The sequence below is a fragment of the Nonomuraea basaltis genome, from assembly GCF_005893125.1.
Taxonomy (GTDB): Bacteria; Actinomycetota; Actinomycetes; order Streptosporangiales; family Streptosporangiaceae; genus Nonomuraea; species Nonomuraea basaltis.
This window is the reverse complement of record NZ_VCJS01000080.1, coordinates 21,787-35,945: the sequence shown is the minus strand read 5'-3', so window position 1 is coordinate 35,945 and position 14,159 is coordinate 21,787. Positions and strand designations below refer to the sequence as shown.

The following is a 14,159-nucleotide window of genomic DNA, read 5'->3' as shown; positions in this document are numbered from 1 at the left end:
GTCCAGATTTTTCATCACTTAGGGTGTCTGAGGTGGTGTCGGGCATAAAGCCCCAGGTCAAATCGTTGAATGCGGAAGGCTTCCTGCCGAGGTGGTGGATGGCCGTAACCTGTGAGGGACGAATTTTCGGAGGCCGCAGAGCGGGCCGCCGAAATTGTCGGAGCCCCCGTCTACCATCCCCCGTGGACCTATCCGCCTTTCGACTTCCGGGATCGCCGTGGCAGACCGCCTGATCGTGCGTGGTGCACGAGAACACAACCTCAAGGACGTCTCGCTCGACCTGCCGCGAGACGCGCTGATCGTCTTCACCGGCCTGTCCGGCTCGGGTAAGTCGAGCCTGGCCTTCGACACGATCTTCGCTGAGGGGCAGCGGCGCTATGTCGAATCCCTGTCGGCGTACGCTCGCCAGTTCCTGGGCCAGATGGACAAGCCCGACGTCGACTTCATCGAGGGCCTGTCGCCGGCGGTGTCGATCGACCAGAAGGCCACCAGCAAGAACCCCCGCTCGACCGTCGGCACGATCACCGAGGTCTACGACTACCTGAGACTGCTCTGGGCGCGCATCGGCAAGCCGCACTGCCCGGTGTGCTCGCGCCCGATCGCCAGGCAGATGCCGGAGCAGATCGTCGACCGGGTGATGGACCTGGAGGAGGGCACCAGGTTCCAGGTGCTCGCCCCGGTCGTACGCGGCCGCAAGGGCGAATACGGCGAGCTGTTCCGCGAGCTGCAGACCAAGGGCTTCGCCAGGGCGCGGGTGGACGGCACCGTCGTGCGCCTGGAGGAGCCGCCGACGCTGAAGAAATACGAGAAGCACGACATCGAGGTCATCGTCGACCGCCTGTCGGTCAAGGAGACGGCACGGCGCCGGCTCACCGACTCGGTCGAGACGGCCTTGCAGCTGTCCGGTGGCACGATCACCCTCGAGTTCGTCGACCTGCCCGAGGACGACCCCAACCGCGAGCGGTTCTACTCCGAGCACCTTTACTGCCCCTACGACGACCTGTCGTTCGAGGAGCTGGAGCCGCGCTCGTTCTCGTTCAACTCGCCGTTCGGCGCCTGCCCCGAGTGCACCGGACTCGGCACCAAGATGGAGGTCGACCCCGACCTCGTTGTGCCCGACCCGGAGCGGACGCTCGGCGACGGCGCACTGCACCCCTGGTCGGGCGGCCACACCAGCGAATACTTCGTCAGGCTGATCGAGGCGCTGGGCCACACGGTCGGGTTCACGCTCGACACGGCGTGGGAGAAGCTGCCGAAGAAGGCGCAGAAGGCGCTGCTGTACGGCCACGACGAGCAGGTGCACGTCCGCTACAGCAACCGCTACGGCAGGCAGCGCTCCTACTACACCACCTACGACGGCGTCATCCCGTGGGTGCAGCGCAGGCACGCCGAGGCGGAGAGCGACTCGAGCCGCGAGCGGTTCGAGGGCTACATGCGCGAGATCCCGTGCCCGGCCTGCAAGGGGGCCAGGCTCAAGCCGGTGACCCTGGCGGTGACGGTCGCCGACAGGTCGATCGCCGACGTGTCGTCCATGTCGATCGGCGAGTGCGCGAAGTTCCTGGCCGCGCTCAAGCTGTCCGACCGCGACATGCACATCGCCGAGCGGGTCGTCAAAGAGATCAACGCCCGCCTGGGCTTCCTGCTGGACGTCGGCCTCGACTACCTGACCATGGACCGCGCCGCCGCCACCCTCGCGGGCGGCGAGGCGCAGCGCATCAGGCTGGCCACGCAGATCGGCTCCGGCCTGGTCGGCGTCCTGTACGTGCTGGACGAGCCGTCCATCGGGCTCCACCAGCGCGACAACATGCGCCTGCTCGACACACTGATCAGGCTGCGCGACATGGGCAACACGCTGATCGTGGTCGAGCACGACGAGGACACGATCGCGGCCGCCGACTGGGTGGTCGACATCGGTCCAGGCGCCGGCGAGCACGGCGGCCAGGTCGTCGTGTCCGGCACGGTGCAGGAGCTGCTCGCCAGCGAGGAGTCGCTGACCGGGCAATACCTGTCCGGGCGCAGGAGCATCCCCATCCCCGCCAAGCGCCGCAAGCGCGACAAGAAGCGGCAGATCACGGTCAAGGGGGCGCGTGAGCACAACCTCCAGGGCGTGGACATCGAGTTCCCGCTCGGCGTGTTCACGGCCGTGACCGGCGTGTCGGGGTCCGGGAAGTCGACGCTGGTCAACGACATCCTCTACAGCGCACTGGCCAAGGAGCTCAACGGGGCGCGCACGGTGCCGGGGCGGCACTCCCGGATCAACGGCATGGACCAGGTGGACAAGGTCGTCCACGTCGACCAGTCGCCGATCGGGCGGACGCCGCGCTCCAACCCGGCCACGTACACCGGGGTGTTCGACCACATGCGCAAGCTGTTCGCGGCCACGACGGAGGCGAAGGTGCGCGGCTACCAGCCCGGGCGCTTCAGCTTCAACGTCAAGGGCGGGCGCTGCGAGGCGTGTGCGGGCGACGGCACCATCAAGATCGAGATGAACTTCCTGCCGGACGTCTACGTCCCCTGCGAGGTCTGCCACGGAGCCCGCTACAACCGGGAGACGCTGGAGGTCCACTACAAGGGCAAGACGATCGCCGAGGTTCTCGACATGCCGATCGAGGAGGCCCTGGGCTTCTTCGAGGCGATCCCGGCGATCAAGCGGCACCTGCAGACGCTCAACGACGTGGGGCTGGGCTACGTCCGGCTCGGGCAGCCGGCCACCACGCTGTCCGGCGGTGAGGCGCAGCGCGTCAAGCTCGCCTCCGAGCTGCAGCGGCGGCAGACCGGGCGGACGATCTACGTGCTGGACGAGCCGACCACCGGTCTGCACTTCGAGGACATCCGCAGACTGCTGGGGGTGCTCGGGCGGCTGGTCGACAGCGGCAACACCGTGATCGTCATCGAGCACAACCTCGACGTGATCAAGACGGCCGACTGGATCATCGACATGGGGCCCGAGGGCGGGTCGCGCGGCGGGACCCTGGTCGCCAGTGGCACGCCCGAGGAGGTCGCGCTCGAGGAGGAGAGCCACACGGGGCGGTTCCTGCGCAAGATACTCACCTTCTGAGGAGGCCCGCCCGTCATCCCGGCGGTGCGGGTCCTTCCGTCTGTCCGCGCTCTGGTGGGTGGGGTGCGGGTCGTCTGCCCGCAGCGTGGCGGTGCGGGTCCGGTTGTCCGGCCCGGCCGCCTGCCACCCGCTGACCGGACCGAGGCACCGCGCCAATAAAGTTGAGCTCGGGTATCGAACTGACCTGCAGGGGTCGGCGACGCGGAGGGTCAGCGGGGGAGACATGACGGTTACCGAGCGGGGCGCAGCCATGCCTGAAAACGGCCTCGGGCGGCGCGAGATGCTGGGCGCGGCGGGGGTCGCGGCGTGCGGGCTGGCGCTCGCCGGGTGCGGCACGGGAGACGCCCAAACCCAGCCCAGCCTCAAGGGCAAGGTCATCGCCAAGACGGCCGACGTGCCCGTGGGCGGCGGCAAGGTGATCGAGGACCTGAAGATCGTCGTGACGCAGCCTGCGCAGGGCGTCTACAAGGCGTTCAGCGCGATCTGCACCCACAAGGGCTGCGCGGTGAGCACCCCCAAGGACAACGTCATCAGGTGCGCCTGCCACGGCAGTGAGTTCGCCGCCGACAGCGGGAACGCCACCAAGGGCCCCGCCACCGCCCCGCTGGCCGCATTTCAGGTCAAGGCAGAAGGCGACGGCATCGTGATCGTCTGAACAGGTATTTGTGCGTAGTCACCGGGATTGGGCTCGGGCAGTCTGAACCGGCGCGAGGGCGCTGGACGTACCTGAAGAGAGAACCAACCTGGGAGGACGCACCATGACGGATACGACGCGCCGAACGATGGTGCTCGGCGCCGGAGGCGCCGGGCTCGCGGCGGTTCTGACGGCGTGTGCGAGCTACGGCTCGCCGACGACCGAAGCGAGCGCGGAGCCACCGGCGGAGGAGCCGGCCGAGGAGCCGGCCGAGGAGGCGTCGTCCGCGGCACCGAAGAAGAAGTCGGCGGCGAAGGCCAAGGCGCTGGCCGACACCACCGATATCCCGGAGGGCGGCGGAAAGGTCTTCGAGGCTCAGAAGATCGTGGTCACGCAGCCGACGGCGGGTGATTTCAAGGCGTTCACGGCGGTCTGCACCCACGCGGGTTGCACGGTGGCCACTGTGCAGAACAAGACGATCAACTGTCCGTGCCACGGCAGCAAGTTCAGCATCGAGGACGGCTCCGTCACCGACGGTCCCGCGGGCGAGCCGCTCGAGGAGAAGAAGATCCAGGTGGACGGGGACAAGATTCGGCTGGCGTAGCCGGGGTGTCTCATGAATTTCTCACCTGGGTGCGCTTGGGTGAGCCGCATGGGAGAAGACTTTCGTAGCCGCCGGGCGGTGATCGCGGGCGTGGGCGCAGGTGGCCTGACGCTGGCGATCGCCGCCTGCAGCGGCGGGACCGATACCGCGACGACCGCCGGCACCACCGAATCCAGTGCACCGCAATCCAGCGCGGCTCAGTCCAGCGCGCCGCCTGCCGGTGGCGCGCTGGCCAAGACCGCCGACATCCCCGTGGGCGGTGGCGCGATCTTCAAGGAGCAGAAGATCGTGGTCACGCAGCCCGCGGCGGGCGAGTTCAAGGCGTTCAGCGCAGTCTGCACGCACAGTGGGTGCACGGTCGGCAGCGTCGCGGACGGGGCGATCGTCTGCCCGTGCCACAACAGCAAGTTCAACATCGCCGACGGGGCCGTGACGGCCGGGCCGGCCAAGAAGCCGCTGCCCGAACAGCAGATCACGGTCGACGGCGATCAGATCGCGCTCGCGTAGCACAGCCGTGGCGAGCCCGTCGTGCCGGGATGACGGTACGGCGGGCGCCCGCCGGCGGGGCAACCTTGTCGGTGAGGGCTACTAGGCTTTTGAACGTGGCGAGATCAGCGGGCAGCCCTTTGAGTTTCCGGCCCAAGCCAGGTTCGATCCCCGATTCCCCGGGGGTCTACCGGTTCAGGGACGCGCACGGCCGGGTGATCTACGTGGGCAAGGCCAAGAGCCTGCGCCAGCGGCTCAACTCGTACTTCGCGGACTTCTCCGCGTTGCACCCGCGCACGCAGTCGATGCTGACCACGGCGGCCGACGTCGACTGGACCGTCGTCGGCACCGAGGTCGAGGCGCTGCAGCTCGAATACTCCTGGATCAAGGAGTACGACCCGCGCTTCAACGTGAAATACCGCGACGACAAGTCCTACCCCTACCTCGCGGTCACCATGGGCGACGAGTTCCCGCGGGTGCAGGTCATGCGCGGGGCCAAGCGCAAGGGCACGCGCTATTTCGGGCCCTACTCGCACGCGTGGGCCATCCGCGAGACGGTCGACCTGCTGCTGCGGGTCTTCCCGGTGCGCACGTGCAGCGCGGGGGTGTTCAAGCGAGCAGGGCAGATCGGCCGGCCGTGCCTGCTCGGCTACATCGACAAGTGCTCGGCGCCGTGCGTCGGCCGGGTCACCCCGGAGGAGCACCGCGACCTGGCCGAGGATTTCTGCGACTTCATGGCGGGCAACACCGGCCGCTTCATCAAGCGGCTGGAGAAGGAGATGCGCGACGCCGCCTCCGAGCAGGAATACGAGCGCGCCGCCCGGCTCAGGGACGACGTCCAGGCCCTTCAGCGGGCGCTGGAGAAGCAGGCGGTCGTGCTCGGCGAGGGCACCGACGCCGACGTGATCGCGCTGGCCGAGGACCCCCTCGAGGCCGCCGTACAGGTCTTCTACGTGCGCGGCGGCCGCATCCGCGGCCAGCGCGGGTGGGTGGTCGACAAGGTCGAGGAGACCACGCCGGGCGAGCTGGTCGAGCAGTTCCTGCTGCAGATGTACGCCGAGGCGAGCCCCGACTCGATGCCCCGCGAGGTGCTCGTGCCCGTCCTGCCACCCGACAGCGACGCCGTCGCCGAGCTGCTGGGCGAGCAGCGCCGGGCCCGCGTCGACGTGCGCGTGCCGCAGCGTGGCGACAAGAAGTCGCTGATGGAGACCGTCGAGCGCAACGCCAAGGAATCGCTGGTGCAGCACAAGATCCGCCGCGCCAGCGACCTGACCACCCGCAGCAAGGCCCTGCAGGAGATCGTCGATGCGCTCGAGCTCGACCAGGCGCCGCTGCGCATCGAGTGCTACGACGTCTCCCACCTCCAGGGCGAGAACGTCGTGGCGTCGATGGTGGTGTTCGAGGACGGCCTGGCGCGCAAGAGCGAATACCGCCGCTTCGCCGTCAAGACCAAGGAGGGCGACGTCGCCTCGATCCACGAGGTGATCACCCGGCGGTTCCGCCGCTACCTGGAGGAACGCTCCGCCACCGGCGAGCTGGCCCCCGACAGCGAGGACGGTCACGGCCCCATCGACCCCGAGACGGGCAAGCCGCGCAAGTTCGCCTACCCGCCCAACCTCGTCGTGGTCGACGGCGCGGGGCCTCAGGCGGCGGCCGCGCAGCGGGCGCTCGACGAGCTGGGCATCGACGACGTGGCCGTGTGCGGGCTCGCCAAGCGGCTGGAGGAGGTGTGGCTGCCCGGCGACGACCAGCCGGTGATCATGCCCCGTTCGAGCGAGGGTCTCTACCTGCTGCAACGCGTGCGGGACGAAGCACACAGGTTCGCCATCACCTACCATCGTTCCAAGAGGTCGAAGACGGTGAAGGAGAGCGCGCTCGACGCCGTGCCCGGCCTCGGCCCGGCCCGCCGGCAGGCGTTGCTCAAGCACTTCGGCTCCGTGAAGAGGCTGCGCGAGGCCACCCCCGCCGAGATCTGCGAGGTTCCCGGCATCGGCCCGTCCATCGCCGAGGTCATCGTGTCGACGCTGAAGGGAGAGTCACCTTGATCTCGTCACGATGCCCCGGTGCGGGATGGCCGAGCCGGGTTCACGCGTTCCGATATGGTGGATGGCGTGCCGCGATGACAGAGCCGGGCGGGAGAGACGGCCGCCATGCGGTGAGCGCCCGGGCTGCTGGGCCGGCGGACGGTGCCGGCCGGGGAGGGCGTTGACATGGGCACCCGTGGGGCAGTGCCGGTGACCTGGCTGACGGACGGAGTGAGGCGATGAGCACCGACCGGGCGTTCGTCCTCGTGACCGGCATGTCCGGGGCGGGACGCAGCACCGCGGCCAAAGCGCTCGAGGATCTGGGCTGGTTCGTCATCGACAACCTGCCGCCGGGACTGCTGTTCGCGATGGCCGAGGAGGCGGGCAAGGTCAAGCTGGCCGCCGACAAGGTGGCGGCCGTCGTCGACGTGCGCAGCCTGGCCTTCACCACTGACCTCAACGCGGCCATCGAGGAGCTCGAAGGGCGCGGGGTGCGGGTGCGCGTCGTGTTCCTGGAAGCCAGCGACGAGGAGCTGGTGCGCAGGTTCGAGAACGTCCGCAGGCCCCACCCGCTGCAGGGTGAGGGGCGGCTGGTCGACGGGATCACCCGCGAGCGGGGCATCCTGCGCGAGGTGCGGGCCAACGCCGACCTCGTGATCGACACCTCCTCGCACAACGTCCACGACCTGCGCAACAAGATCGTCGCGTACTTCGGTGGCGAGGACCGGCCGGGGCTGCGGCTCAACGTGGTGTCCTTCGGCTTCAAATACGGCCTGCCGGTCGACGCCGACCTCGTCGTGGACTGCCGGTTCCTGCCCAACCCGCACTGGGTGCCCGACCTGCGGCCGATGAACGGGCTGGAGGCCCCGGTCCGCGACTACGTGCTGGGCCAGCCGGGGGCCAAGGAGTTCCTCGACGCGTACGAAGAGGTCCTGCGGGTGGTCGCCGCCGGATACGGGCGCGAGGGCAAGAGCTATGCCACGCTGGCGGTGGGTTGCACGGGTGGCAAGCACCGCAGCGTGGCCATGGCCGAGCAGGTCGCCGCCCGCCTGCGCGACCGCGGGATGGAGGTCCAGGTGAGTCACCGGGATGTGGGGCGGGAGTGACCGATGACGGCTTCGAGGCAGCGGCGGACGACGGACCGGCCCCGGTAGGGCGCGCGGACGGGGACGGGTCTTCGGCAGGGCGCGTGGACAGGGATGCGCGTGGTGGCGGGTTCCATTCTGGTGAGGTGGGATGGGACGGGGTGCCGTATCCGCATGCGGGTCTGGGACCGCGCGTGGTGGCGCTGGGTGGCGGGCACGGGCTGTTCGCGTCCCTGTCCGCCTTACGGATGGTCACCGACAGGCTGACCGCGGTCGTGACCGTCGCCGACGACGGCGGCTCCAGCGGCCGGCTGCGCCGCGAACTCGGCGTGCTGCCGCCCGGCGACCTGCGGATGGCGCTGGCCGCGCTGTGCGGCGACGACGAGTGGGGCAGCACCTGGAGCGAGGTCGTGCAGCACCGCTTCCGCAGCGAGGGCGAGCTGCACGGGCACGCCGTCGGCAACCTGCTGATCGTGGCGCTGTGGGAGCTGCTCGGCGACCCCGTGGCCGGGCTCGACTGGGTCGGGCGGCTGCTCGGCGCGCACGGCCGGGTGCTGCCGATGGCGTCGGTGCCGCTGGACATCGTGGCCGAGGTGGAGCTCGACGGCGTCATCTCGACCGTACGCGGGCAGGTGGCGTGCGCCGTGACGCCCGGCCGCGTCCAGGCGATCTCGCTCGTGCCGGAGGACCCGCCCGCGCGGCCCGAGGCGGTCACGGCGGTGCTGGAGGCCGACTGGGTGGTGTTCGGGCCCGGGTCGTGGTTCACCAGCGTGCTGCCGCACCTCAAGGTGCCCGAGCTGGCTAGGTCTCTGCACGAGACCACGGCCAAACGGCTCGTCACGCTCAACCTGGCTCCCCAGGTGGGCGAGACCGACGACTTCTCCCCCCAGCAGCACCTGGAGGTCCTCTCGCAGCACGCGCCCGACCTGTCCATCGACGTCGTGCTCGCCGACACCGGAGTGGTCGACGACCCCGGCGCGCTGGAGAAGGCCGCCGCCGCGCTCGGTGCGCGGCTCGTCATGGCGGACGTGGCCGCCGCCGACGGCTCGCCGAGGCACGACCCACGACGTCTTGCCTCCGTCCTGGACGAGATTTTCCTCCAGAAGCGTTGATCCTGGTCGGCGTGGCGCGAAGGTGCGAGAGACTGACGAGAGCCGGTCTGAATGGGGGAGAGGACTAACGCTTATGGCGATGACAGGTGTGGTGAAAGACGAACTGAGCCGCCTGCCGGTGCTGAAGCCGTGCTGCCGCAAGGCGGAGGTTTCCACGCTGCTGCGGTTTGCCAGCGGCCTGCACCTGGTGGGCGGTCGGATCGTGATAGAGGCAGAGCTCGACACCAACGCCACCGCACGGCGCCTGATCAAGGATATCGGCGAGGTGTTCGGCCACAAGGCGGAGGTGCTCGTGCTCGCGCCCGCCGGCCTGCGCAAGGGCTCCCGCTACGTGGTGCGCGTCTACCGCGACGGTGAGGCGCTGGCCCGCCAGACGGGACTGATCGACAACCACGGCCGCCCGGTGCGCGGCCTGCCCCGCCAGGTGGTGGCGGGGGCCGCGTGCGACGCCGAGGCCGCCTGGCGCGGCGCGTTCCTGGCACACGGCTCGCTCACCGAGCCGGGGCGGTCGATGTCGCTCGAGGTCACCTGCCCGGGCCCGGAGGCGGCGCTGGCGCTGGTGGGGTCGGCGCGGCGGCTGAAGATCCACGCAAAGGCGCGGGAGGTGCGCGGCGTGGACCGCGTGGTGGTGCGCGACGGCGACGCGATCAGCGCGCTGCTCACCCGGCTGGGCGCGCACGACAGCGTGCTGGCCTGGGAGGAGCGGCGGATGCGCCGCGAGGTGCGGGCCACCGCCAACCGCCTTGCCAACTTCGACGACGCCAACCTGCGGCGCTCGGCGCGGGCCGCGGTGGCGGCCGGGGCGCGGGTGCAGCGGGCGCTGGAGATCCTCGGGGAGGAGGCGCCTGACCACCTGGTGGTGGCCGGGCGGCTGCGGGTGGAGCACAAACAGGCGTCCCTGGAGGAGCTCGGGCAGATCGCCGACCCGCCGCTGACCAAGGACGCGATCGCGGGGCGGATCCGGCGGTTGCTGGCCATGGCCGACAAACGTGCCTCCGACCTGGGCATCCCCAACACCGAAGCCAACCTCACCGTAGACATGCTCGCCCCGTAGGGGTCTGTGGCTGCTCTTGAATGAACCCATTTTTCCTTTACGGCAAGCGGGGTGCACCGCACGCGCCGACGTGGGTTTCCGTCTGTCATGGCCGGTCGTGAAGGCTCACGGGGTGCTCGCCGTGACGAGCGCATTCTTGACCGGTCTCCGCGGCTGACTCGGCCTGGTACGGCTCGTTCGTTCGCGGGCCCCGGGGGCGGGCGATGGGTGGATGGTGTCGTCGCCGGCGCCGTCCCTGATGGCGTTAGTCGCGGGCGGGTTTGCGGGGTGTGAAGAGGTCGCCTGCCGGTTGCTGGTCCGGGGACTGGGCGGGCTCGAATGGGGCCCGGTACTCCGGCTCCTGCGTTTCTTCCTCCTGGGCCGCCTCGGTGCGATGGGTGCGGCGGATGCGGAGGACGCGGCGGGTGACCAGTGCCAGTGCGGCCAGGGCGGCCACCGCGATGTAGAGCCAGGCCGGCCAGGTCTCGGACAGCGGGTCCTGGTAGAGCGACGGCGCGTGGGGGAGGCCCGCGGAGAAGTTGTCCATGGTGATGTCGGACAGGTCGGCCGGGCCGCGCTCGGCGGGCGGGGTGCGCAGGGTGGCGCCGATCATCATCGACGAGCCCGCGATCTGGCCGGCGACCACGGCTCCGCCCGCGTACAGCGCCGCAACGGGGATCAGGGTGATGCTGCGCGGGCGTACCGCGCCGATCACCAAGGCGATCAGCAGGGCGATCGCGAGGGACAGGACCAGGGAGAGGGGATGGCCGTTGCCGAACGTCGTGACGGCGGCGGGCAGGCGGGTCTGGAACAGCACGGCCGCCCCCAGAGCGGCCGCGCAGGTCAGCGCGGCGACGAGACCTATGAGGAGTCCGGGAAGCAGGCCGGACCGCTTGTGTGACATCTCAGCCCCCAGAGAATCACGAAACTTACTCCGATGAGTCGGGCACTTTACTCGAACGTCGCAAAACGTGTCTCTCGAACCGCTATTCACGTGGGCGGGGGCTGCAGTGGTCTAAACCAATTTGGGTCCGATAAGGTTCGTGATTGAGGTTTCAGCCCGCCATCACTTCGAGGAGTTCGGTTCCTGTGAGCATCCGCGTAGGCGTCAACGGCTTCGGCCGCATCGGTCGCAACTTCTGGCGCGCTGTCGCAGCCAGCGGCAAGGACATCGAGATCGTCGCGGTCAACGACCTGACCGACAACGCGACGCTCGCTCACCTGCTGAAGTACGACAGCATCCTGGGCCGCCTGCCCTACGAGGTGAAGGCCTCCAGCGACGAGATCACGGTCGACGGCAAGGCGATCAAGGTCTTCGAGGAGCGCGACCCGGGCAAGCTGCCCTGGGGAGACCTCGGCGTGGACGTGGTCCTGGAGTCGACGGGCCTGTTCACCGACGCCACCAAGGCCAAGGTGCACGCCGACAACGGCGCGAAGAAGGTCATCATCTCCGCCCCGGCGAAGAACGAGGACTTCACCGTCGTCATGGGCGTCAACGACGGCGCCTACGACCCGGCCAAGCACACGATCATCTCCAACGCCTCCTGCACCACCAACTGCCTGGCGCCGATGGCCAAGGTCCTGCACGACTCCTTCACCATCGAGAAGGGGCTGATGACCACCATCCACGCCTACACCCAGGACCAGAACCTGCAGGACGGCCCGCACAAGGACCTGCGCCGCGCCCGCGCCGCCGCCCTCAACGTGGTGCCCACCTCCACCGGCGCCGCCAAGGCCATCGGCCTGGTCCTGCCCGAGCTCAAGGGCAAGCTCGACGGCTTCGCGATGCGCGTGCCGATCCCCACCGGCTCGGCCACCGACCTCACGGTCGACCTCAGCCGCGACGTCACGGTCGAGGAGGTCAACGCCGCGGTCAAGGCCGCCGCCGAGGGCCCCCTGAAGGGGATCATCAGCTACACCGAGGACCCGATCGTCTCCTCCGACATCGTCACCGACCCGGCCTCCTGCATCTTCGACGCCGGGCTCACCAAGGTCATCGGCAACCAGGTCAAGGTCGTCGGCTGGTACGACAACGAGTGGGGCTACTCCAACCGCCTCGCCGACCTCATCGAGCTGGTGGGCCGCGGCCTCTGATGCCAAGACCGATCTGGAGGGGCGCGTGCCCCGCGGGAACAGGAGCATGAGCATGCGCACGCTCGACGATCTCGACGTCAAGGGGCGGCGCGTGCTCGTGCGCACCGACCTCAACGTCCCTCTCGACGGAGAGAGGATCACCGACGACGGCCGCATCCGCGCGTCGGTGCCGACGATCAAGGCGCTGACCGGCAAGGGCGCCAAGGTCGTGGTCTGCGCCCATCTGGGCAGGCCCAAGGGCCAGGTCAACCCGGAATATTCGCTCAAGCCGGTGGCCGTGCGGCTCGGCGAGCTGCTCGACCAGGACGTGGCCTTCGCCGCCGACGTGGTGGGCGAAAGCGCGCGCAGCGCCGTTGAATCGCTCCAGGACGGCCAGGTCGCGCTGCTGGAAAACCTGCGCTTCGAGCCGGGCGAGGACTCCAAGGACGACGCCGCGCGCGGCGCGTTCGCCGAGAAGCTGGCCGGGCTGGCCGAGCTCTACGTGGGCGACGGCTTCGGCGCCGTGCACCGCAAGCACGCCAGCGTCTACGACGTGCCCAAGCTGCTGCCGCACGCGGCCGGCGGGCTGGTCGTGGCCGAGGTCGAGGTGCTGAAGACGCTGACCGAGGACCCCGAGCGCCCCTACGTGGTGGTGCTGGGCGGGGCCAAGGTCTCCGACAAGCTGGGCGTCATCGCCAACCTGCTGACCAAGGTCGACAGGCTGCTGATCGGCGGCGGCATGGCCTACACCTTCCTCAAGGCCCAGGGCCACGAGGTCGGCAATTCGCTGCTCCAGGAGGACCAGCTCGACCAGGTGCGCGGCTTCATCGAGCAGGCAGCCGCGCGGGGCGTCGAGCTCGTCCTGCCCGTCGACGTGCTGGCCGCGGTCACCTTCGCCGCCGACGCGGAGCACGAGGTGGTCGAGGCCACCGCGATCCCCGCCGACCGGGAGGGGCTCGACATCGGGCCCAGGACCCGCGAGCTGTTCGCCGCCAACCTGGCCGACGCCAGGACCGTCTTCTGGAACGGGCCCATGGGCGTGTTCGAGTTCGACGCGTTCTCCGGCGGCACCAGGGCGGTGGCCGAGGCGCTGATCGCCTCCGGCGCCTTCACCGTGGTCGGTGGCGGCGACTCGGCGGCCGCCGTACGGAAGCTGGAGCTTCCTGAGGACGGTTTCTCCCACATTTCCACCGGTGGCGGAGCCAGCCTCGAATATCTTGAGGGGAAGACCCTTCCCGGACTCGCCGCGTTGGAGGAGTGAATTGAGCACGCGTAAGCCCCTCATCGCCGGCAACTGGAAGATGAACCTCAACCACCTTGAGGCCATCGCGCTGGTCCAGAAGCTGGCCTTCGGCCTCAACGACAAGGACTTCGACAAGGTCGAGGTCGCCGTCCTGCCGCCGTTCACCGACCTGCGCAGCGTGCAGACGCTGGTCGACGGCGACAAGCTCAGGATCGTGTACGGCGCCCAGGACCTGTCCCAGTACGACGGCGGCGCCTACACCGGTGAGGTGTCGGGCGTCATGCTGGCCAAGCTCGGCTGCACGTACGTCACGATCGGCCACTCCGAGCGGCGGCAATACCACGGCGAGGACGACGACCTGGTCAACGCCAAGGTCCAGGCCGCCTACCGGCACTCGCTGACCCCGATCCTGTGCGTGGGGGAGGGGCTGCCGGTGCGCCAAGAAGGCGGTCACATCGCGCACAGTCTCGGCCAACTTGACGGAGCGCTGCGCAAGATCTCGGCGGAGCAGGCAAAATCGATAGTGGTGGCCTACGAGCCGGTGTGGGCGATCGGCACCGGCGAGGTGGCCACCCCCGCGGACGCCCAGGAGGTCTGCGGAGCATTGCGAGTCAGACTCGCTGAGCTCTATGACTCCGAAGTGGCCTCGGGAATCCGTATCCTTTACGGAGGCTCGGTCAAGTCAGGCAATATCGCAGGGATCATGGCACAACCGGATGTCGACGGCGCGCTCGTGGGCGGTGCCAGCATCGACGCCGGGGAGTTCACGAAGATCTGCCGATTCTCCGAGATGCCTGGCTAACTGAG

The 14,159-nt window shown here is 69.3% G+C and carries 12 protein-coding genes; 11 read left to right on the top strand and 1 reads right to left on the bottom strand.

The features are described from left to right. The first annotated feature begins 217 nt into the window (after window positions 1-217). The 8 genes from uvrA to whiA all read left to right on the top strand — a co-directional run bounded on the left by uvrA (window position 218) and on the right by whiA (window position 10,057). Entirely contained in the window at window positions 218-3,058 is a 2,841-nt protein-coding gene (gene uvrA, locus EJK15_RS32660; RefSeq protein ID WP_138714328.1) for an excinuclease ABC subunit UvrA, read from the top strand. 250 nt (window positions 3,059-3,308) lie between these two features. After that, on the top strand, window positions 3,309-3,713 hold the full coding sequence (locus EJK15_RS32655) for a Rieske (2Fe-2S) protein (RefSeq protein WP_240777367.1): 405 nt from the start codon (window positions 3,309-3,311) through the stop codon (window positions 3,711-3,713). Window positions 3,714-3,816: 103 nt separating this feature from the next. Next, on the top strand, window positions 3,817-4,296 hold the full coding sequence (locus EJK15_RS32650) for a Rieske (2Fe-2S) protein (RefSeq protein WP_240777366.1): 480 nt from the start codon (window positions 3,817-3,819) through the stop codon (window positions 4,294-4,296). Between the two features lie 78 nt (window positions 4,297-4,374). Next, window positions 4,375-4,803 carry a Rieske (2Fe-2S) protein gene (locus EJK15_RS32645; protein ID WP_240777365.1) on the top strand — a complete coding sequence of 143 codons (429 nt, stop codon included), beginning with the start codon at window positions 4,375-4,377 and terminating at the stop codon, window positions 4,801-4,803. A 29-nt stretch (window positions 4,804-4,832) separates the two neighbouring features. Next, window positions 4,833-6,827 carry an excinuclease ABC subunit UvrC gene (uvrC, locus tag EJK15_RS32640; RefSeq protein ID WP_240777364.1) on the top strand — a complete coding sequence of 665 codons (1,995 nt, stop codon included), beginning with the start codon at window positions 4,833-4,835 and terminating at the stop codon, window positions 6,825-6,827. A gap of 218 nt (window positions 6,828-7,045) precedes the next feature. Next, window positions 7,046-7,912: an RNase adapter RapZ gene (rapZ, locus tag EJK15_RS32635; protein WP_138714327.1), complete on the top strand. Its 867-nt coding sequence runs from the start codon at window positions 7,046-7,048 to the stop codon at window positions 7,910-7,912. 125 nt (window positions 7,913-8,037) lie between these two features. Continuing rightward, window positions 8,038-9,003, top strand: a complete 966-nt coding sequence (locus EJK15_RS32630) for a gluconeogenesis factor YvcK family protein (RefSeq protein ID WP_206061228.1) — start codon at window positions 8,038-8,040, stop codon at window positions 9,001-9,003. 73 nt (window positions 9,004-9,076) lie between these two features. Next, window positions 9,077-10,057, top strand: coding sequence for a DNA-binding protein WhiA (gene whiA / locus EJK15_RS32625; RefSeq protein WP_138714326.1), 981 nt, complete (start codon window positions 9,077-9,079; stop codon window positions 10,055-10,057). 244 nt (window positions 10,058-10,301) lie between these two features. Here the strand turns inward: whiA and EJK15_RS32620 are convergent, their stop codons facing one another. Beyond that, window positions 10,302-10,940, bottom strand: a complete 639-nt coding sequence (locus EJK15_RS32620; protein WP_138714325.1) for a hypothetical protein — start codon at window positions 10,938-10,940, stop codon at window positions 10,302-10,304. 185 nt (window positions 10,941-11,125) lie between these two features. Between EJK15_RS32620 and gap the strand changes: the two genes are divergently transcribed. Genes gap through tpiA form a run of 3 tightly spaced genes read left to right on the top strand, consistent with a single transcriptional unit; the run spans window position 11,126 to window position 14,154 of the window. Further along, a complete protein-coding gene (gap, locus tag EJK15_RS32615; RefSeq protein WP_138714324.1) occupies window positions 11,126-12,130 on the top strand; it encodes a type I glyceraldehyde-3-phosphate dehydrogenase in 1,005 nt (334 codons plus the stop codon). 52 nt (window positions 12,131-12,182) lie between these two features. Further along, window positions 12,183-13,370, top strand: coding sequence for a phosphoglycerate kinase (locus EJK15_RS32610; protein WP_171074659.1), 1,188 nt, complete (start codon window positions 12,183-12,185; stop codon window positions 13,368-13,370). 1 nt (window position 13,371) lies between these two features. After that, a complete protein-coding gene (tpiA, locus tag EJK15_RS32605) occupies window positions 13,372-14,154 on the top strand; it encodes a triose-phosphate isomerase (protein ID WP_138714322.1) in 783 nt (260 codons plus the stop codon). The last annotated feature ends 5 nt before the right edge of the window (window positions 14,155-14,159 follow it).

Coding starts and splice junctions, on each gene's coding strand:
- EJK15_RS32650 (WP_240777366.1), top strand. CDS start 3,817: ATGACGGATACGACGCGCCGAACGATGGTGCTCGGCGCCGGAGGCGCC.
- whiA (WP_138714326.1), top strand. CDS start 9,077: ATGGCGATGACAGGTGTGGTGAAAGACGAACTGAGCCGCCTGCCGGTG.
- rapZ (WP_138714327.1), top strand. CDS start 7,046: ATGAGCACCGACCGGGCGTTCGTCCTCGTGACCGGCATGTCCGGGGCG.
- EJK15_RS32655 (WP_240777367.1), top strand. CDS start 3,309: ATGCCTGAAAACGGCCTCGGGCGGCGCGAGATGCTGGGCGCGGCGGGG.
- EJK15_RS32610 (WP_171074659.1), top strand. CDS start 12,183: ATGCGCACGCTCGACGATCTCGACGTCAAGGGGCGGCGCGTGCTCGTG.
- EJK15_RS32620 (WP_138714325.1), bottom strand. CDS start 10,940: ATGTCACACAAGCGGTCCGGCCTGCTTCCCGGACTCCTCATAGGTCTC.
- uvrC (WP_240777364.1), top strand. CDS start 4,833: ATGACGGTACGGCGGGCGCCCGCCGGCGGGGCAACCTTGTCGGTGAGG.